General features: G+C 64.9%; 16 protein-coding genes. 13 read left to right on the plus strand and 3 right to left on the minus strand.

Annotated elements, in window-relative coordinates; all coding sequences use genetic code 11:
• Positions 1–4: 4 nt before the first annotated feature.
• Genes iolD through iolB form a run of 3 tightly spaced genes read left to right on the plus strand, consistent with a single transcriptional unit; the run spans position 5 to position 3,577 of the window.
• Positions 5–1,843, plus strand: coding sequence for a 3D-(3,5/4)-trihydroxycyclohexane-1,2-dione acylhydrolase (decyclizing) (gene iolD / locus AC1DW9_RS06595; RefSeq protein ID WP_441505039.1), 1,839 nt, complete (start codon positions 5–7; stop codon positions 1,841–1,843).
• Positions 1,844–1,862: 19 nt separating this feature from the next.
• Complete coding sequence (gene iolE, locus AC1DW9_RS06600; RefSeq protein ID WP_441505040.1) at positions 1,863–2,762, plus strand: myo-inosose-2 dehydratase; 900 nt, start codon at positions 1,863–1,865, stop codon at positions 2,760–2,762.
• Between the two features lie 14 nt (positions 2,763–2,776).
• Positions 2,777–3,577, plus strand: a complete 801-nt coding sequence (gene iolB / locus AC1DW9_RS06605) for a 5-deoxy-glucuronate isomerase (protein WP_441505041.1) — start codon at positions 2,777–2,779, stop codon at positions 3,575–3,577.
• 58 nt (positions 3,578–3,635) lie between these two features.
• Here the strand turns inward: iolB and AC1DW9_RS06610 are convergent, their stop codons facing one another.
• Positions 3,636–3,860, minus strand: a complete 225-nt coding sequence (locus tag AC1DW9_RS06610; protein ID WP_441491953.1) for a hypothetical protein — start codon at positions 3,858–3,860, stop codon at positions 3,636–3,638.
• Between the two features lie 636 nt (positions 3,861–4,496).
• Here AC1DW9_RS06610 and AC1DW9_RS06615 point away from each other — a divergent pair.
• From AC1DW9_RS06615 to AC1DW9_RS06630, 4 genes are all read left to right on the plus strand, one after another.
• Positions 4,497–5,093, plus strand: coding sequence for a TetR/AcrR family transcriptional regulator (locus AC1DW9_RS06615; protein ID WP_441505042.1), 597 nt, complete (start codon positions 4,497–4,499; stop codon positions 5,091–5,093).
• A 162-nt stretch (positions 5,094–5,255) separates the two neighbouring features.
• The gene (locus tag AC1DW9_RS06620) at positions 5,256–6,413 is read left to right on the plus strand and encodes an efflux RND transporter periplasmic adaptor subunit (RefSeq protein WP_441491955.1); all 1,158 of its coding nucleotides are present in this window, start codon (positions 5,256–5,258) and stop codon (positions 6,411–6,413) included.
• Positions 6,410–9,565: an efflux RND transporter permease subunit gene (locus AC1DW9_RS06625; RefSeq protein WP_441505043.1), complete on the plus strand. Its 3,156-nt coding sequence runs from the start codon at positions 6,410–6,412 to the stop codon at positions 9,563–9,565. Before AC1DW9_RS06620 ends, AC1DW9_RS06625 begins: the two co-directional genes overlap by 4 nt.
• A 124-nt stretch (positions 9,566–9,689) precedes the next feature.
• Positions 9,690–10,241 carry an NADPH-dependent FMN reductase gene (locus tag AC1DW9_RS06630; protein WP_441505044.1) on the plus strand — a complete coding sequence of 184 codons (552 nt, stop codon included), beginning with the start codon at positions 9,690–9,692 and terminating at the stop codon, positions 10,239–10,241.
• Between the two features lie 105 nt (positions 10,242–10,346).
• Here the strand turns inward: AC1DW9_RS06630 and AC1DW9_RS06635 are convergent, their stop codons facing one another.
• Complete coding sequence (locus tag AC1DW9_RS06635; protein WP_476767768.1) at positions 10,347–12,245, minus strand: FUSC family protein; 1,899 nt, start codon at positions 12,243–12,245, stop codon at positions 10,347–10,349.
• A gap of 281 nt (positions 12,246–12,526) precedes the next feature.
• Between AC1DW9_RS06635 and AC1DW9_RS06640 the strand changes: the two genes are divergently transcribed.
• The 6 genes from AC1DW9_RS06640 (at position 12,527) to AC1DW9_RS06665 (ending at position 17,804) form a co-directional block, all read left to right on the plus strand.
• A complete protein-coding gene (locus tag AC1DW9_RS06640) occupies positions 12,527–12,916 on the plus strand; it encodes a c-type cytochrome (RefSeq protein WP_441505046.1) in 390 nt (129 codons plus the stop codon).
• A 436-nt stretch (positions 12,917–13,352) separates the two neighbouring features.
• Entirely contained in the window at positions 13,353–14,168 is an 816-nt protein-coding gene (locus AC1DW9_RS06645; RefSeq protein WP_441491961.1) for a cytochrome c oxidase subunit II, read from the plus strand.
• Between the two features lie 64 nt (positions 14,169–14,232).
• Positions 14,233–15,993 (plus strand): cytochrome c oxidase subunit I, encoded by a 1,761-nt coding sequence (locus tag AC1DW9_RS06650; RefSeq protein ID WP_476775099.1) that lies wholly within the window; start codon positions 14,233–14,235, stop codon positions 15,991–15,993.
• A 13-nt stretch (positions 15,994–16,006) separates the two neighbouring features.
• The gene (locus AC1DW9_RS06655; RefSeq protein ID WP_441505048.1) at positions 16,007–16,726 is read left to right on the plus strand and encodes a cytochrome c oxidase subunit 3; all 720 of its coding nucleotides are present in this window, start codon (positions 16,007–16,009) and stop codon (positions 16,724–16,726) included.
• Between the two features lie 12 nt (positions 16,727–16,738).
• Entirely contained in the window at positions 16,739–17,461 is a 723-nt protein-coding gene (locus tag AC1DW9_RS06660) for a heme-copper oxidase subunit III family protein (RefSeq protein ID WP_476775100.1), read from the plus strand.
• A gap of 7 nt (positions 17,462–17,468) precedes the next feature.
• The gene (locus tag AC1DW9_RS06665) at positions 17,469–17,804 is read left to right on the plus strand and encodes a cytochrome C oxidase subunit IV family protein (protein WP_113515643.1); all 336 of its coding nucleotides are present in this window, start codon (positions 17,469–17,471) and stop codon (positions 17,802–17,804) included.
• A 100-nt stretch (positions 17,805–17,904) separates the two neighbouring features.
• Here AC1DW9_RS06665 and AC1DW9_RS06670 read toward each other — a convergent pair whose 3' ends face one another.
• Complete coding sequence (locus AC1DW9_RS06670; protein ID WP_476855055.1) at positions 17,905–19,296, minus strand: amidohydrolase family protein; 1,392 nt, start codon at positions 19,294–19,296, stop codon at positions 17,905–17,907.
• Positions 19,297–19,350: the final 54 nt, after the last annotated feature.

Genomic DNA, 19,350 nt, shown 5'->3' on the forward strand with positions numbered 1-19,350 from the left:
CCCAATGGGTACGATCCGCCTCACCATGGCGCAGGCGCTGACACGCGCCATGCAGGCACAGAAGACGGTGATCGACGGCAAGACCGTGCCGATCTTCGCGGGCGTCTGGGCCATCTTCGGGCACGGTAATGTCGCCGGGCTCGGAGAGGCGCTGCATGCCGCTCGCGACACGCTGCCGACCTATCGCGCCCATAACGAGCAGGCCATGGCGCATGCTGCTATCGCCTTCGCCAAAGCTTCGCGCCGGCGCCAGATGATGGCGGTGACGAGCTCGATCGGACCCGGTGCCACCAACATGGTCACGGCCGCCGCCGTCGCGCATGTCAACCGCCTGCCGCTGCTGCTGTTGCCGGGCGATGTCTTTGCCGGGCGCCTGCCGGACCCGGTGCTGCAGCAGATCGAGGATTTCGGCGACGGCACGGTCTCCGCCAATGACTGCTTTCGCCCGGTCTCGCGCTATTTCGACCGGCTGACACGGCCGGAGCAGCTGATGCCGGCCTTCGAGCGGGCCATGGCCGTCCTGACCGATCCGGCCGAATGCGGGCCGGTGACGCTGGCGCTCTGCCAGGACGTGCAGGCCGAAGCCTATGACTATCCCGAGAGTTTCTTTGCCGAGCGGCTCTGGACGCCACGCCGCCCACGCCCGGACGAGCAGGAGCTGGTCGAGGCCGTCAGACTGCTCAAGGCGGCGAAGAAACCACTCGTCATTGCCGGCGGCGGCGTACTCTATAGCGAGGCCGAAGCCGCGCTCGCCGAATTCTGCGAGGCGCACGGCATTCCCGCCGCTGAGACGCAGGCCGGCAAGAGCAGCCTCGGGGCAACCCACAGGCTCAATCTCGGCGCCATCGGCGTCACCGGCACGGCCGCCGCCAATGCGCTGGCGCGCGAGGCCGATCTGGTCCTGGCCGTCGGCACGAGGCTGCAGGATTTCACCACCGGCTCCTGGGCACTCTTCGCCAACCCGGCCTGCCGGATCGTCGGGCTGAACACGCAGGCCTTCGATGCCGGCAAGCACCGCGCGCTTCCGCTGGTCTGCGATGCCCTGGCCGGCCTCTCCGAGCTGGCTACCGCACTGGCGGGACATCGCGCTCCGGCGGCATGGACGGAGCGGGCGGAATCCGAGGGCAAGACCTGGCTTGGCCTCGCCGCGCGCTACACCGATCCCGGCAACCAGCCCCTGCCGAGCGATGCGCAGGTGATCGGCGCCGTGCAGCGCTGGAGCGAGCCGTCCGATGTCGTGCTCTGCGCCGCCGGCGGACTGCCCGGCGAGTTGCACAAGCTCTGGCAGGCCGGCGCGCCCGGCGGCTACCACATGGAATACGGCTATTCCTGCATGGGCTACGAAATCGCCGGCGGGCTCGGCGTCAAGATGGCCGATCCGAGCCGCGAGGTCGTCGTCATGGTCGGCGACGGCTCCTATCTGATGATGAACTCCGAGATCGCAACCTCGGTGATGCTCGGCCTGAAGCTGACGATCGTCCTGCTCGATAATCGCGGCTACGGTTGCATCAACCGGCTACAGAATGCGACGGGCGGCGCCTCCTTCAACAACCTGCTGCGCGACACCCGCCACGAGACGCTGCCCGCAATCGATTTTGCCGCGCATGCCGCTTCACTCGGTGCCGTCGCCGCGAAGGTCGGCAGCCTCGCCGAACTGGACGAAGCGCTGCGTGCAGCCCGCGCGCATGCGTGCACCACCGTCGTGGTGATCGATACCGACCCGCTCGCCTCGACCGATGCCGGCGGCCACTGGTGGGATGTCGCGGTGCCGGCAACCTCCGCGCGCGCCGAAGTCCGGCAGGCGCGTGAGCGTTATGAGACCGCGCTGAAGTCACGCCCCTGATCCCGAAGGACACTTATCCATGCCCATCCGAATTGGTGCCAACCCGATTGGCTGGTCGAATGACGATCTCCAGGAGATCGGCGGCGCGACATCGCTCGAAACCTGCCTCGCCGAGGCGCGTGAAGCCGGCTTCACCGGCATGGAGCTTGGTCACAAGTTCCCACGGCAGCCGGCAGCCCTGAAGGCGGCTCTCGCCCCCTTCGGCATGGACTGCATCTCGGGCTGGTATTCAGCTGAACTGCTTCAGCGCGACGCCGACGAGGAGATGCGCCATCTGCGGCCGCATCTCGATCTGCTCAAGGCCATGGGCTCGACCGTGCTGGTCTTCGCCGAGACCTCGAATGCGATCCATGGCGACCGCTCGAAGCCGCTCTCGCAGCGCCCCGTGATGAGCGCGCAGGACTGGGCCGAGTTCGGCCGCCGGATCACGCAGGTTGCCGAGCGCACGCTGAGCGAAGGCGTCCGGCTGGTCTATCATCACCACATGGGCACGATCGTGCAGAGCGAAGCCGATATCGACGCCTTCATGGCGGCGACGGGCCCTGCCGTGCATCTCCTGCTCGACACCGGCCATGCCACCTGGGGTGGCTCGGACCCAGCCGCGCTCGCCGCGCGCTATCGCGAGCGGATCAGCCATGTCCACGCCAAGGACGTGCGCGCGCATGTCATGGCGCAGGCCGCGGCGGAAGGCTGGAGCTTCCTTGATGCCGTGCTCGGCAAGGGCAGCGATCTCGGCATCTATACCGTGCCGGGCGACGGGATGGTCGATTACCCCGCCGTGTTCCGCGCATTGCCGGGCTATTCCGGCTGGGTCGTGGTCGAAGCCGAGCAGGATCCGGAAAAGGCCCATCCGCTGACCTATGCGAAGAAGGGCGTCGCCCATCTCAAGCACAGCCTGAAGGAGGCCGGGCTCGTCTGAGGCCCGGATGCGCCATGTCGAAGCTGCTCGTCAAACCATCCGCCCCAGATCAGGACGGCCGCATCCATCATGTCACCCCGGAATCGGCCGGCTGGGGCCATGTCGGCTTCGAAGTCTACCGGCTCGCCGACGGCCAAGTGCTTGACCGGGAGACCGGAGACCGGGAGGTCTGCGTCGTCCTGCTGTCCGGAAAGGCCGCAGCCATGGCCGGGGGCACCGATTTCGGCATCATTGGCGGTCGGTCCTCCCCGTTCGAACCCGACCCCTGGTCGCTCTATGTACCGGCCGGATTGTGCTTTGCCGCGACGGCGCAGGGCCCCTGCGAGCTGGCGATCTGCTCGGCGCCGGGAAAACCGGGTTCAAAACCCCGGGTGATCGCGCCAGGGGATGTCGGCTGCATGACGCGCGGCAGCGGTACGAACACCCGCCATGTCCGCAATATCCTGCCGGAGACCGAGCCCGCCGAAGGGCTGCTCGTCGTCGAGGTGATCACCCCGTCAGGCAACTGGTCGAGCTATCCGCCGCACAAGCACGACCAGGACAGGCTGCCGCAGGAATCGCTGCTGGAGGAGACCTATTACCACCGGCTCTCGCCGCCCCAGGGCTTTGCGCTGCAGCGCGTCTATACCGACGACCGTTCGCTCGATGAGACGCTCTGCGCCGAGGACGGCGATGTCGTGCTGGTGCCAAGGGGCTATCATCCGGTCGCAGCACCGCACGGCTACGAGCTCTATTATCTCAACGTGATGGCGGGTCCGAAGCGGGTTTGGAAGTTCGCCAACGATCCGGCCCATGAGTGGATCGTCAAGCCCTGAACGGTCAGGCGCGGCGGGTCGCGCGAGTGCAATCCGCCGCTTTGCGATGCCCCGGCGCTCAGCGGCGTTTCCGGATTTCCCGCAAGCGTTCGATATCGGCGCAGAGACGCTCGGCGATCTCCGGGGGATATCCACGCAGCACCCGGCCCCGTTCCAGCGAGGGTAGCCACAGCAGATAATCGACATCCCGCTCGTGGCACCATTCCGGCGAAGAAATCGCGACCATCTGCCCGGCCAGATCAGACCAGATCATGCGTTCCCCGCCGCCATTATCCTTGGTCATGCCCAGCCCCCCGCTGGATATTCAGAACAGCGTTACCTGATGTTTGTTCCAATCACCTAGTATTTTGGCCATTCTAATTCTTGCGTTGCTCCTCTCTCAGAGAGTCTGACGTGATATTTCTCAATAATACTTGATATTCCGAAACCCTGAATTCCGCGACCGGCCCCATCGGCAATCACAGATCCGCCGCAAGTCGGGACCCTTCCAAAATATACGACCCAAAGACCCCGAGAACGATTTTCACAGTACAAATAAATCATAACATCGGTAAAATACCAGAGGATCATCTGACTGGATCGCTGAAGATGGCTTGGGGTCTCTTTTCAGATACTCCCGCCCTTCGGCGGAAGCTACGGGCCAACACGACTTGCACTCGCCTGAGAGGGTCGTCGCGCGCGGCCGCCGACATTACGCCATGGCCGGCATGACCCTTGGCCAGTCCAGCATCTCCCTTGCGTAACGATCTCGTGAGGAAGACCATCACCAGGCGATCGCGAGCGCCCTTGCGTCCCGCGTCACGTTGAAATATCCTCACTTGTAGATTTTATAACTATCACCCGAGCAATGCCCCGATCCGAGCGATCCACTTCCCCCAGCCCGGCTCCGCGCCCTCGCGGTCGGCGGCTCAAGGACCAGATGTCGGGCCGCGAGGCTTTGCTTCTCGCTGCGACGAGCGCCTTTGCGCGTCATGGCTATGACAGCGTCGATCTGCGCAGCCTGGCCGCGGCCGCCAAGGTCGACCCCGGGCTGGTGCGTGTGCATTTTGGCGGCAAGGAGGGGCTCTGGCTCGCGAGCATCGACCATGTCGCCTCGTATACGACGCAGCTGCACGCCGAGATCCGACGCCTGACGGCCGAGACACGCCCGCTCAGGGACCGAGTGACCGATGCCATCCGCCTGACGGTGCTTTTCCATTTCAGCCACCCGGAACTCGGCCTCTTCATCGCGCAGCAGGCGAGGGAGAGCGGGGCGCGACTGGCCGCATTGAAGGAACTCCTGCTTCGTCCCGCGCTCGATGCCTTCTTACCGCTTCTCGATCAGGCGGTTCGCGAAGGTGTCACGCATGCGAGCGACCCCTTCATCGCCTTCTCGATTCTCGCCGGCGCATTCTTCTGGCCCTCGACCGCGCCCGACCTCGTTCAATCCCTGTCCGCGAGCCCGATGGATCGCGGACAGTTTCAGGAGCATTTCCTTGAGAATCTCGTCGCCGTATTCCTGTCCAAGCCTGACTAGAGGGAGGACACCCCTGCCTCATGCCCCCGCAAAGACGATGAAGGCTGCCCGCGCTTCCGGTGGGCAATGCTCGTGGTTGGATACGGGCCTTGCTCATGGAAGACTGCGCGATGCCCCGACGGCGACCGCGCCGCGACCTGCACCACTGGAAGGATGCGACGGATGACCACCTACACGCCGCGGCGCCGTTTCGCGCTCTTCAGCCTTGCCTTCATCTGGCCGCTGCTTGGCGCAGCAACCCTGGCCCAGGCGCAGGGGGCCGCGCCCCCGCCTCAAGTGACCGTGGTCGAGGTCAAGGCCGGCAAGGTGCCGCTGACATTCGAGTATGCCGCACGCGTCGAGGCCTCGCGGGAGGTTCAGGTCCGGGCCCAGGTTGGTGGGATTCTGCTGAAGCGGAACTTCGTCGAGGGCGCCGAGGTCAAGGCTGGCGACATCCTCTTCGAAATCGACCCGAGGCGCTACGAAGCGGACGTCGCCAAGGCCAAGGCACAGCTCCAGCAGGCGGAGGCACAGCTCGCCCAGGCGACGCGTGATGCCGAGCGCTATACGCGGCTGGCCCTGACCGGCTCCGGCACGGAAAAGGCGCGCGATGACGCCCTCTCCGCCAAGGAACTCGCAACGGCTTCGGTCGCCGTCGCTCACGCCGACCTGAACGTCGCGGAACTCAATCTCGGCTACACCAATGTGAGGGCGCCGATCAGTGGGGTCACGAGCCGCGAGGAGTTGCCCGAGGGCAGCCTGATCGGCACCACGGGTGACAGCAGCCTGCTCACCAAGATCACCCAGCTCGACCCTGTCTACGTCATCTTCAACTCCAGCGAGAGCGAAGTGGCCGAGGTCAGGGCCCTGCTCGAGGCACAGGGCATCTGGGAGCGTGCCGGGGAGGTCCTCTCGGTCAAGCTCACCTACGGCGATGGCCGCGTCTATGCGCAGCCCGGCGTCATCGATTTCGCCTCCTCCGGCCTTGATCCGGAAACCGGGACGCTGCGGCTGCGTGCCGTTGTCCCCAATCCCGAGCATCGCCTGCTGCCCGGCCAGTTCCTGCGCGCGATCGTGATGGGGGTCGTGCTCAACGACGCCATCGTCGTTCCGCAGGCGGCCGTCTCGCAGGGACCGCGCGGACAGTTCGTCTACACGGTCGACAGCCAGGGGAAGGCCGAAGCCCGCCCCGTCGTACTCGGACGTCAGGTCGCCGACGGCTGGATCGTCACCTCGGGCCTCAAGCCCGGCGACAAGCTGATCACGGAGGGGATCATCAAGGTTCGTCCCGGCGCGCCGGTCAGTATTGCCGCCGCGGCGCCCGGAGCTGCCAAGCCATGAATCGCTTCTTCATCGACAGGCCCGTCTTCGCCGCCGTTATCTCGATCGTCATCGTGCTTGCCGGCCTCGTCGCGATCCGGGCGCTTCCGATCGCGCAATATCCCGAGCTGACGCCGCCGCAGATCGTCGTCAGCGCCACCTATCCCGGCGCCAGCGCCGAGACGATCGCGCAGACGGTGGCAGCGCCGCTCGAGCAGCAGATCAACGGCGTCGAGGGCATGCTCTACATGCAGTCCTCGAACTCCAGCAGCGGCCAGATGTCGCTGACGGTGACATTCGCTCAGGGCACCGATCCCGATCAGGCCACGATCAACGTCAATAATCGCGTCCAGCGCGCGACGCCGACCTTGCCGCAAGAGGTCACCCGGCTCGGCGTGACGGTCAGCCAGCGCTCGACCTCCATCCTCGGCCTCGTGGCGATGTATTCGGAGAACGACCGCTTCGACACGACCTATGTCGGCAACTATGCCCTGCTGAACGTCATTGACGATCTGAAGCGCATTCCTGGCGTCGGTGACGCGGCATTGCTCGGCCAACGCGACTACTCGATGCGGATCTGGCTGAGCCCCGACAAGCTCGCCCGCTACGGCCTGACGACCACCGATGTCGCGGCAGCCATTCGCGAACAGAATGCCCAGTTTGCAGCCGGCCGCTTCGGCGATGAGCCGAACGACCCATCGACCCCCTTCACCTATTCCGCCACGACCCAGGGGCGTCTCCCGGATGCCGAGGCGTTCGGCAACATCATCCTGCGCTCCGACATCAACGCGGCGACGCTCAGGCTCAGGGATGTGGCGCGGGTCGAGCTCGGCTCGGCCAGCTATACCGTCGACAGCAAGCTCAACGGCAAGCCTGCGGTGCCCCTTGCGGTCTATCTTCAGACGGGAGCGAACGCGCTCTCGACCATGGAGGCGCTCAAGAGCCGCATGGACGAGCTGAAGCAGTCCTTCCCGGAGGGCATGGCCTACAGCATTCCCTACGACACGACGAAGTTCATCCAGGTCTCGATCGAGGAGGTGGTCAAGACCTTCGTCGAGGCCATCGTCCTGGTCATCCTCGTCGTCTTCCTCTTCCTGCAGAACTTCCGGGCCACGCTCATCCCGGTCATCGCGGTGCCGATCTCGATCATCGGCACCTTTGCCGGCATGTACATGTTCGGCTTCTCGATCAACCTGCTCACCCTGTTCGGCCTCGTCCTCGCCATCGGCATCGTCGTCGACGACGCGATCGTGGTTCTGGAGAATGTCGAGCGCATCATGGCGACCGAGCACCTGTCGCCGCGAGAGGCTTCGATCAAGGCGATGAGCGAAGTCACCGGGCCGGTCATCGCGATCGTCCTGGTGCTGTGCGCGGTCTTCATCCCCGTGTCGTTCATGGGCGGGTTGGCCGGCGCGATGTACAAGCAGTTCGCGGTCACGATCGCACTGTCGGTCACGATCTCGGGCATCGTCGCGCTGACCCTGACTCCGGCTTTGTGCGCGCTGATCCTGAAACCGGGCCATCAGGAGCCGGCATTGCCGTTCCGGCTGTTCAACCGCTTCTTCGACAAGCTGACGAACGGCTACGTCTCCGGCGTCGGCTTCCTGGTCAAACGCTTCGCCATCGGCCTTGTGCTCTTCGCCGTGCTCATCGCCGGCACCGGCATCCTGTTCCGGACCATTCCGGGCTCGCTGGTTCCAGACGAAGACCAGGGCGTGCTGCTCGGGGTGGCCATCCTGCCTCCGGCCGCCTCGCTGAACCGCACCGTGGCGGTGATGGATGAGGCTGCGACCAATATCGGCAAGCACCCGGCTGTCGAAAACGTCTTCGCCATTTCGGGGTTCGACCTTCTCTCCGGAAGCGAGCGGACCAGCGCCGCCACGACCTTCGTGACGCTGAAGGACTGGAGCGAGCGCCGAACCCCGGACCTCGATGCGCGCAACCTGGTCAAGACGTTCACCGGCATGAATATCGGGATCAAGGACGCCATGGTCCTGTTCTTCAATCCGCCGCCGATCAGCGGGTTGAGCACCACGGGCGGGTTCGAACTCTATGTGCAGGATCGCACCGGAGGCGGCGTCCAGTCGCTCTCCGCCGCCACCGCACAACTGGTCGAAGCCGCCTCGAAACGTCCCGAGCTGGCCGGCGTGCGCACGACCTTCGACACCGGCGTTCCGCAGTACCGGCTCGACCTGGACCGCGACATGGCCAAGGCGCTCGGCGTGCCGATCAGCTCCGTCTTCGAGACGATGCAAAGCACGTTCGGCAGCCTCTACGTCAATGACTTCACGCTCTATGGGCGCAACTACCGCGTCAACCTGCAGTCGGAGGCCGCTTTCCGTCAGGCACCGAAGGATCTCAAGCAGGTTTTCGTGCGCTCGAGCAACAACAAGATGGTGCCGCTCGATACGCTGGTGAAAGCCGTGCGCGTCGCCGGCCCCGACCAGTTCGAGCGCTTCAACGCCTTTGCCGCGGCCAAGGTGATGGGCAATCCGGCGCCCGGATACACATCGGGCGCGGCGATCGCTGCGATGCAGGAGGTGGCGCGCGAGTTGCCGCAGGGCTTCCAGATCGCCTGGACGGGCTCGGCCTATCAAGAGCTCGCCACCAGCGGGACCGGCTCGCAGGCCATGATCTTCGGCATCATCATGGTGTTCCTGATCCTCGCCGCGCAGTACGAGAAATGGACCCTGCCGCTGGCGGTCATTCTCGCGGTTCCATTCGCGCTGTTCGGGGCGCTGCTCGCGGTCTGGCTCCGCGGCCTGACCAACGACGTCTACTTCCAGATCGGCCTTGTCACGCTGATCGGTCTGGCCGCCAAGAATGCCATCCTGATCGTCGAATTCGCCGTTCTGGTGCGGCAGGAGGGCATGAGTGCCGCCGAGGCCGCGCTCGAAGCAGCGCGGCTGCGCTTCCGGCCGATCGTGATGACCTCGCTCGCCTTCATTCTCGGCGTCGTTCCGCTCGCGATCAGCAGCGGAGCGGGCTCCGCGAGCCGGCACTCGATCGGCACGGGCGTGATCGGCGGCATGTTGGCGGCGACCTTCATCGCCACCTTCTTCATCCCGATGTTCTACCGGCTCATCGACTGGCGCGACCCTCGCCCGGCCAAGGATGCAGGGTCGGCGGCGAAAGTCGGGGTGACGGCGGAGAAGGCGGGAAGCTCGATCTGAACCTCGGACCGGTCTCGTATCCACCTCGCTCACGTGGCGCGCGGCCGGGATGATCGCGCGCGACAAATCGGGTGTCGGGCACTAGGCTCGACGCCGCAACCAGCACGATGTGATGGGACACACCATGAGCGAATTCAGAATTGCCGTCGTGATCGGCAGCCTTCGTCGCGATTCCTTCAATCGCAAGCTTGCCACGGCCATCGCCAAACTCGCCCCGCCCGAATTCAGGTTTCATCAGGTCGCGATCGGCGATCTGCCGCTCTACAATCAGGATGACGACGCGAACCAGGCCCCGGTCGTGAAGCGACTGAAGGCTGAAATCACCGGCTCCCAGGGCGTCATCTTCGTCACTGCCGAGTATAACCGCTCCATCCCCGGCGTGCTGAAGAACGCGATCGATCAAGCCTCGCGGCCCTATGGGCAGAGTGCCTGGGTCGGCAAGCCGGCCGGTGTTCTCGGCGTGTCGGTCGGCGCTATCGGAACAGCGATTGCGCAGCAGCATCTGCGCAATGTCCTCGCCTATCTCGACATGCCGACGCTCGGACAGCCGGAAGTCTTCATCCAGGCCAAGGATGGGTTGTTCACCGAGAGCGGCGAGATCGGTGATTCCAGCCGGGCTTTCCTGCAAGGCTGGATGGATGCCTATGTCGCCTGGGTGAAGAAGCACTCAGCCTGAGGCGCCCTTTCTGGGAAAATCTAACGACGACATCCCGGCTCTGTGCCGTTGAAGCGGCCTGACCGGGATGAGCGCCGAGCTTGCGCCGGCCTCCTGCGCACGCCATTACGCCCCGGCGAGAAAGGCCTCCGCCTGCCGAAATGCCGCTGCGGCCTCCTTCACGGCGCGTGCGGCGTCGGCATTCGCGATTGTTCGCGCGGCCTCGTCGAACAATTCCGGCCTGGGCGATTCCGTCCTGAACCGCCCCAGAGCCGCGAGCCCCTGCGCAATCAGCCGCCGATCCTCGTCCCCGAGCCCTCCCTCAGACATCAACCGCTGCAGCGCCGTCGCCGCGATGCCGAGATTGAGCACGCCAAGCAGGCCATGCGTAGCGCCGCCATCGCCCTCTCCGGCTCGGGCGAGGTGCAGAGTGAGGCGCATGATCTGCCGGGTCATGCCCTGATCCCAGCTTGCCCCGCGCCTGGCCTGCGGATTGGCGAGGAGCCGCTCGAGGTCTCGCCGGATATCCTCGCGGGTCCTTGCCGCGTGCCGGTCATGCCTGCGCGGCAGCAGAATGAAGCTGCTTGTCACCAGCACCGCAGCGGCGACAAGCGCGCCGGCCTCGCTCAGGATTGCGGCGGGTCTGGTGACGGCCGGCAACACCGCCTGGCTGGCCAGGAGAAAACACATATTGGCGTCGATCGCCGCGATTGCCGTCCTGCGGCTCGCGCGCGCCAACCCTCCAAGCAGGAGGAACGGGGCCACAGAAACCAACAGCTCGGGCACGGTCTGGACATGCGGCTGCACGCCGAAGCGATAGATCAGGGCAGCCACCACCCCAGCCAGCACCCCCTTCAGCATATGCGGCGCAATGGCCTGCGGCTGCGCCAGCGAGCCCAGGACCATCGAGAAGATGCAGACTCCCAGCGCTGCGAGCTCCGCCACCGGCCAGTTTGCAGCATAGGCCGCAGAGGCAGCCAGCCAGGTGGCCAACCCCGACACCGCGCCGGCGGTGGTGCCCAGCGACCAGTCGCCATGGGGATTGTGCAGGAAGACAGGCACCAGGCCGGAGAGCTCATCTCCGGCCGGGCGGTCCGCACTGAGCGCGGCTTCTGCTGCGACCAGCCGCCGCAGACTGTCCGACAGGCGGGGATCCAGCCCTTCGGCACGGGGCACCTCCCCTTGCGCCTCTGTCTCCCGTTCGAAACGTTGCGCCAACCGGTCAAGTTCTGCCAGAGCCCTGGCGTTGGTCTCCTCCGACGCCTCGCGCGACGCAGCCGCGCGCCCTGCCGACATCACCAACAAGGCGGCCGCGACCAGTGCATCGACGCGCTTGCGACGCCGCGAGCCCCGCAGCGAGCCTGCCGTCATCTGATCCGCCGCCTGGGTGACGCTGCTCATCTCGGCGAGAAGCTGCCGTTCGGCTACGGCAACCCGATCCTGCGGAACGCCCTGGAGCGCCAAGGCTGCGAACCGCACCGCTTGCCGGGCCATCAGCCGCGCCCGGGACATGAGAGCAGAACGCGATGCTGACGGCGTGAATAGCGCCGTGACCAGCGTCACCACCGCCACGCCGATCAACGTGCACTCAACCCGTGCAATGGCGATGTCCCAGGATCGTTCCGGAGAGAACACCGTTGGCAGGATGACGATGGCCGCGGTCATGCCGCTCATCAAGGCGCCATAGGCGGTGACGCCGCGCAGCACATGCGTCAGCGCAGTGTTGAAGCCGACCCAAAGACCAAGCGCGAGCAACAGAAAATAGTGGTTGGGAATCAGATGCAGCAGGCCGAAGCCGACGGCTGCACCAATCAACGTTCCGAGAATCCTGAGAGAGCCACGGGCGAACAAGAGCCCGCGCGAGGCTTGCGCCACAACCCAGACCGGCATTGCGGCCCAATAGGCGTTGGTGATCTGAAGCGACGATGCGAGAGCAAATGCGAGCCAGGCGGCAAGAGCCAGCAGCGCTGCTTGCCGGAGGCCCGCACCATCCAGCCCCAGCCGGAGCAAGGGCGAGGACCTCACGGCCACGGCTCGCGCATGTCCTGAGCAGCCTTCTCCAAGCGGACCTCATGTCGGTCGGTTGCCCGGCACCAAGCCCGGCGGGCGTTCACGCCACCATACCGCATGAGGCCGGTGGACGAGCCTGCATCGGCGGGCACGACCATGTCGATGACTGTGACCGACCGTTTCCAGCGCAGGCAGATTGGAGCTGCACCAATGATAGTGTAGGATTTGTGGCTACGGATGCGCCGGCCGGCCTGCTGCGTGTGGTGGGGCGAACCGAACCCGAAGGAGGCCCTTCGATGATACGCTTGGCCTTGACGACCGTCCTGCTTCTCCCCCTCCTTTCCCATCCAGTCATTGCCGCAGCAGACGCCACCTCCGGCGAGAAGATCTTCCTGCGATGTCGTGCCTGCCACCAGATCGGCGAGACCGCGAGGAATGCGGTCGGCCCGAAGCTCAACGGCCTGATTGGGCGCCCGGCAGGGTCCGTCGAGGGCTACAGCTACTCGGCTGCCAACAAGAACTCCGGCATCACCTGGGACGAGCCGACGTTCCGCGATTACATCAAGGCGCCTCAGGCCAAGATCCCCGGTACGAAGATGGTGTTCCCCGGCCTGAAATCCGATCAGGAGATCGACGATATCGTCGCCTTCCTCAAGCAATTCGACGCCGACGGAAAGAAGAAGTAGCCGCCTTCGACGCGCAGGTGCGGCGATAGCGCGGCTGGCTCAACGCCGGCCTCGATTGACAACCAGCGAACGCGGCCGGACAATATTCAGCGACCATAGGCTGAGAAGCGGAGCGCTTTGCAGCCTGGGCGGGAGCTTTGCGTCACATGTGACGCGCAATCGTCTGACGAACCGGGAGGTTCGGCGATGGCGAGCAGGAAGCGACGCTTGAAACCGGTTGACGCGCTCGTCCGAGCCCGCGCCACGCGATCCCTCTGCGCCATCCCTCCAGTCTTTCTCCCTGCCCCGTTCTCGCCGCTCCCCGGCACCACCATGAGCAGGCGGTATCGTTCTCGGGCCGACGAGAAGCCCGCTTTCACGACGTCGTCACGCTCCTATCGCGTCGCGGCGCCGACCGGACCCCGTTCATCGCCGCCATAGGCAAGGGTGACTGACCATGGGTGTTGCCGTCGTACTTGCGCTGGTCGTGGTCGGCTCGGTGGCGTTCCACCTGCTAAGCCCATGGTGGTGGACCCCGATCGCCTCCAACTGGCACTATATCGACAACACCATCATCATCACCTTCTGGATCACCGGCACCGTCTTCGCTGCCGTGGTGCTGTTCATGGCCTATTGCCTGTTCCGCTTCCGCCATCGCGAAGGACATCGGGCAGCTTATGAGCCGGAGAACAAGCGGCTGGAATGGTGGCTCGCGATCGGGACCGGCATCGGTGTCGCCGCCATGCTGGCGCCTGGCCTCGTCGTCTGGAAGCAGTTCGTGACGGTGCCGGCCGATGCCGCAACGGTCGAGATCGTGGGCCAGCAATGGCAATGGAGCTATCGCCTGCCCGGCGCCGATGGCCGGCTCGGAGCGACCGACGTAACCCTTGTCAGCCCCGAGAACCCGCTTGGCCTCGATCCAAAGGATGCGCGCGGCCAGGACGACATCATCATCCAGGGAGACCAGCTTCACCTCCTGCTCGACAAGCCGGTGAAGGTGCTGCTGCGCTCACTCGACGTCGTCCATGATTTCTACGTGCCCGAGTTCCGCGCCAAGATGGACATGATCCCGGGCAACGTCACATATTACTGGTTCACGCCGACCCGTACCGGCACGTTCGAGGCGCTGTGCGCCGAACTCTGCAGCACCGGCCATACCTTCATGCGCGGTGGCGTCGTCGTCGAGCCGGAAAGCGAATACCGCGCATGGCTGCAGCAACAGAAGACCTTCGCACAGCTCACCGCAGCGGCGCGGGCGCAGGCGAGAAACTAGGGGATGGAAGACGGCTGAGCCTCCGACGAGGCGTGCCATCTGATGGAGAGCGGGAGGCGGTTTGATGGTCGATGTGCCGAGTGACGCTGCCGGACCTCTCTCGACCGCCGAGGTCGAGGATGTCGAACTCTATCATCCGAGAAGCTGGGTCACGAAATATGTCTTCTCCCAGGACGCCAAGATCATCGCGATCCAGTACTCGTTGACGGCGCTGGCGATCGGCCTCGTCGCCCTCGTCCTGTCCTGGCTGATGCGGCTGCAGCTCGGCTTCCCTGGCCTCGTCTCCTTCATCGACCCGGAGCGCTACTACCAGCTCATCACCATGCACGGCATGATCATGGTGATCTACCTGCTGACCGCGCTGTTCCTCGGCGGCTTCGGCAACTACCTGATCCCGCTGATGCTCGGCGCGCGCGACATGGTCTTTCCCTATGTCAACATGCTGAGCTACTGGATCTATCTGCTTGCCGTGCTGGTGCTCGTCGCCGGTTTCTTCGTGCCGGGCGGAGCGACCGGAGCCGGCTGGACCCTCTATCCGCCGCAGGCGATCCTCCCCAACACGCCCGGGCAGCCCTGGGGCATCATCGTGATGCTGGTCTCGCTGATCCTCTTCATCATCGGCTTCACCATGGGTGGGCTGAACTATGTCGTGACCGTGCTGCAAGGCCGGGCGAAGGGCATGACGCTGATGCGCATGCCACTCACCATCTGGGGCATCTTCACCGCGACCGTGATGGCGCTTCTGGCCTTCCCGGCTCTCTTCGTCGGGGCGGTGATGATGCTGCTCGACCGGCTGATCGGAACGAGCTTCTTCATGCCGTCCATCGTGGCTCTGGGAGAACAGCTCCCCTATCGCGGCGGCAGCCCGATCCTGTTCCAGCATCTGTTCTGGTTCTTCGGGCACCCTGAAGTCTACATCGTCGCATTGCCGGCCTTCGGGATCGTCTCCGACCTGATCAGCACCCATGCGCGCAAGAACATCTTCGGCTATCGCATGATGGTCTGGGCGCTGGTGGGGATCGGCGCGCTCAGCTTCGTCGTCTGGGCGCACCACATGTATGTCAGCGGCATGCATCCCAGTTTCGGGTTCTTCTTCGCGACCACGACGCTGATCATCGCCATCCCGACCGCCATCAAGGTCTATAACTGGGTGCTGACGCTCTGGCGCGGCGACATCCATTTCACCTTACCCATGCTGTTCGCGCTCGGCTTCATCGTCACTTTCGTCAATGGCGGTTTGACCGGGCTGTTCCTCGGCAATGTCGTCGTCGACGTGCCGCTCTCGGACACGATGTTCGTCGTCGCGCATTTCCACATGGTGATGGGTGTCGCTCCGATCCTCGTCATCTTCGGCGCGATCTATCACTGGTATCCCAAGGTCACCGGGCGGATGCTCGATACCACCCTCGGAAAACTGCATTTCTGGGTCACCTTCCTCGGCGCCTACCTGATCTTCTTCCCGATGCACTATATCGGCCTGATGGGCGTGCCGCGCCGCTATCACGAGATCGGCGACATGGCCTTCGTTCCGGCATCGACGGCGACGCTGAACGGCTTCATCACCATCGTCGCCCTGATCGTCGGCGCCGCCCAGCTCGTCTTCGTCTTCAATCTCGCCTGGAGCCTGAAGCGAGGCCGGCCAGCTGGCGGCAACCCCTGGCGCGCGACCACGCTGGAATGGCAGACGCCCGAGACACCGCCGGCCCATGGCAACTGGGGCAAGACGCTGCCCGTGGTCTATCGCTGGGCCTATGACTACAGCGTGCCCGGCGCCGCAGAGGATTTCCTGCCGCAGAACCAGCCTCCCGATCCGCAAACGGCGTGAGGAGGGCAGCATCGTGGTCGTCATCCTCCTGTTCATGGTCCTGATGGCAACGCTCGCCGGATGGTGGCTGTCGCATCAGCGGCTGACAGCCAAGCCCTGGCTCGAAGTCGGGGTCATCGACGAGGCCGGAGATGCGGGGACGCGATCCCTCCTGATCGCGAAGCTCGGCCTCGGCGCCTTCCTCGCCCTCGCCGGCTCGCTCTTCGCGCTCCTGATCAGCGCCTATTCAATGCGCATGAGCATGACGGACTGGCGCTCTCTGCCGATGCCGATCGTGCTCTGGTTCAACACCGGGCTGCTCATGCTTGCGAGTGTCGCCCTGCATTCGGCGGTGATCGCCGCGCGGTGCGACGAACCGTCGAGCATCCGCTCCGGACTGCTGGCTGCAGGGGTCTGCTCGCTGGCCTTCCTCGCCGGACAGGTGCTGGCCTGGCGCGAACTCGCGGCTGCCGGCTATTTCAGCGCGGCGAACCCGGCGAGCGCCTTCTTCTATCTGGTCACCGCAATCCACGGCCTGCACATGCTTGGAGGTCTCGTGGCGCTGGGGCGGACGACGGCCCGGTCTTTCGCGCCGACCGAGAGTACCCCCCAGGCATCGGGCGCCTTGCGCCTCAGCGTCGAGCTCTGCGCGATCTACTGGCATTTCCTGCTGCTGGTCTGGCTCATTCTCTTCAGCCTGCTGATGCGCTGGACCGACGACCTGATCGAGATTTGTCGCGGATTGCTGAGCTAGGAGGCGCGACCGATGAACGAGCTATCGCCAACCGCCCTGAAGCCCGAAAGCATAGGTCTCACCGGCTGGAGCGGTGTCGAGGCGGACTGGTCCGCGGATCAGCGAGCGTTCAGGACGGCCTCCTGGGGGAAGGCCATGATGTGGATCTTCCTGCTCAGCGACACCTTCATCTTCGGCACCTTCCTGATCTCCTACATGACGGTCAGGATGTCGACAGTCGTGCCCTGGCCCAATCCGAGCGAGGTCTTCGCGCTTGAGATCGGCGGCCACCGCCTGCCGCTGATCCTGATCGCCATCATGACCTTCGTGCTGATCAGCAGCAGCGGCACCATGGCGATGGCCGTCAATTTCGGCTACCGGCGCGACCGCCGGAAGACGGCGATCCTGATGCTGCTGACCGCACTGCTCGGCGCAACCTTCGTCGGCATGCAGGCCTTCGAATGGTCGAAGCTGATCGCGGAAGGGGTCCGTCCCTGGGGCAATCCCTGGGGCGCCGAGCAGTTCGGATCGAGTTTCTTCATGATCACCGGCTTCCACGGCACCCATGTCACGATCGGCGTGATCTTCCTGCTGATCATCGCGCGCAAGGTCTGGCGCGGCGATTTCGACCAGGAGCGCCGCGGGTTCTTCACGAGCCGGAAGGGCCGCTACGAGATCGTCGAGATCACCGGCCTGTACTGGCACTTCGTCGATCTCGTCTGGGTCTTCATCTTCGCGCTGTTCTATCTCTGGTGAGGTCGCCATGGCTCAATCAAACACTCCGCACGGCGATACGCAGCAGCACCCCATCCGGCTCTATCTCGTCGTCTGGGCCTGGCTCTTCATCCTCAGTGCCTGCTCCTACATGGTCGATTACTTCGGCCTCGTGGGCTATCTGCGCTGGTCGCTGATCCTGCTCTTCATGGCGCTGAAAGCAGGGTTGATCGTCGCAGTCTTCATGCACATGGCCTGGGAGCGCCTTGCGCTCGCCTACGCGATCCTGCTGCCGCCTGCGGCGTTGATGGTCTTCGTCGCGATCATGGTCTTCGAAGCGCACTACACGCTCTTCAACCGGCTGGCATTCTTCGCGACGGGATGACGTGCCCGACCGCCCGGCGCGCTACGCCACGACCAAGCAAGCGGCCTCCCCTCCCGACGGCCCCGGGGCAGGCGGTCAGGAGGGCGAGGACGCACCGCTATCAGGCGTTGCCGACGCTGCCATAGACCATGCGCCCGCGATGGAACGTGGCGCTGCGTGCGGGCAGGCGGGCGACCGCCTCGGCGGAGCAACTGGCGCCGACCAGCGTGAAGGCTGCGTCATCGCCGGCCCTTGGCCAGACGCGATTGCCGCCATTATCCAAGGGCAGCACCCCGCCGGTGGCAATCGCCATGGCACGCGACAACCGGAACTCATCGCTGCCCCGGTAGAGCTGAGCATACAGGTTGGCTTTTTCCAGCATGTCGGCGCAACCGAACGGCGACCAGTGATCGATCACGCTGTCGGTCCCGGTCATCACGAAGACGCCTGCTTCGCTCAACCGAGGCAGCGGCATCATCAGGCCGCCGATCGGTACCGTCGAGGCGATGGTCATCTGCTGCGCCGCCAGACGGGAGGCGGTTTCGGCCAGAGCGTCCGGAGGGAGCGTGGTGAGCGCGAAGGCGTGGCTGATGGTCACCTTGCCGCGCAGTGCCGGATTCTTCTCCACCGTATCGATCATGTGGTTGATCGCGGCCACACCGGCCGGATTGGTCTCATGCAGGTGGATATCGACGCCTTTGCCGGTATCGAGAGCGATCTGGAACATCGCGTCGAGCGATTTCTGCATCGAACCGTCGACATTGGTCGGGTCCAGGCCGCCGACATAGTGCACGCCCATCTGCATGGCTTCGCGCATCAGGCCGTCGACCTGGGAATGCAGCAGGCCGTGCTGCGGGAAGGCGACGATCTCGCAGCTGAAATCGCTGCGGTGATTCTCCAGCGCGCGCTGCAGGTGCTCCAGGCTCTTCAGCCCGCTGACCGGGTCGATGTTGCAATGGCTGCGCGCCACGGTCGTGCCCTTGGACTGCAGCAGGGCAATCAGCTGCTCGGCGCGCTGTTGCGAGGTCGGCAACAGCTTGGGGAGCAGAGTCTGTTCCAGCGCGATCATGTCCATGATGGTCTTGCCCTGGCGCGGTCGCGGCGCCTGCCACGGGCCACCGTAGAAGGTCTTGTCCAGGTGAATGTGCATGTCGCGCATCGCCGGCAGCATGAGCTGGCCATGCGCCTGATAGCGCGGCACGCAGGCGGGCGGAGCGGTGTTTGCCGGGTGCAGCGCGGCGATCTTGCCGTCCTTGATCTCAAGCGTGTGGAGCGCGGTGCGGGTGCCGATGACCGTGTCGCCATCATACGCGAAGCCTTCTTCAAGCCGCACGTCGCTCAGGTAGTAATGCCGATCGGTCAGCGTGCTCGCGCCGGCCTCGGACGGGCGGCCGGCGCTGGCCGGTGCTGCCTTTGCAGCACCGCTGGCCAAGCCGATGACCGCGCAGGCGGTGGTGAGTTTTCCAGTCTGACTGAGAAAGCTCCTGCGGCTGTGTTGATGGACACTTTCCACGTTCGTTTCCTTAACCCAGGGGTTGGTCTTTTCAGCCCCTAGATTACGAATGGG

The organism is Allobosea sp. P4_E12 (assembly GCF_056401655.1).

Bases quoted from the DNA above. Each gene is read 5' to 3' on its own strand.
- iolD (WP_441505039.1), top strand. From the start codon at position 5: ATGGGTACGATCCGCCTCACCATGGCGCAGGCGCTGACACGCGCCATG.
- iolE (WP_441505040.1), top strand. From the start codon at position 1,863: ATGCCCATCCGAATTGGTGCCAACCCGATTGGCTGGTCGAATGACGAT.
- iolB (WP_441505041.1), top strand. From the start codon at position 2,777: ATGTCGAAGCTGCTCGTCAAACCATCCGCCCCAGATCAGGACGGCCGC.
- AC1DW9_RS06610 (WP_441491953.1), bottom strand. From the start codon at position 3,860: ATGACCAAGGATAATGGCGGCGGGGAACGCATGATCTGGTCTGATCTG.
- AC1DW9_RS06615 (WP_441505042.1), top strand. From the start codon at position 4,497: ATGTCGGGCCGCGAGGCTTTGCTTCTCGCTGCGACGAGCGCCTTTGCG.
- AC1DW9_RS06620 (WP_441491955.1), top strand. From the start codon at position 5,256: ATGACCACCTACACGCCGCGGCGCCGTTTCGCGCTCTTCAGCCTTGCC.
- AC1DW9_RS06625 (WP_441505043.1), top strand. From the start codon at position 6,410: ATGAATCGCTTCTTCATCGACAGGCCCGTCTTCGCCGCCGTTATCTCG.
- AC1DW9_RS06630 (WP_441505044.1), top strand. From the start codon at position 9,690: ATGAGCGAATTCAGAATTGCCGTCGTGATCGGCAGCCTTCGTCGCGAT.
- AC1DW9_RS06640 (WP_441505046.1), top strand. From the start codon at position 12,527: ATGATACGCTTGGCCTTGACGACCGTCCTGCTTCTCCCCCTCCTTTCC.
- AC1DW9_RS06645 (WP_441491961.1), top strand. From the start codon at position 13,353: ATGGGTGTTGCCGTCGTACTTGCGCTGGTCGTGGTCGGCTCGGTGGCG.
- AC1DW9_RS06650 (WP_476775099.1), top strand. From the start codon at position 14,233: ATGGTCGATGTGCCGAGTGACGCTGCCGGACCTCTCTCGACCGCCGAG.
- AC1DW9_RS06660 (WP_476775100.1), top strand. From the start codon at position 16,739: ATGAACGAGCTATCGCCAACCGCCCTGAAGCCCGAAAGCATAGGTCTC.
- AC1DW9_RS06665 (WP_113515643.1), top strand. From the start codon at position 17,469: ATGGCTCAATCAAACACTCCGCACGGCGATACGCAGCAGCACCCCATC.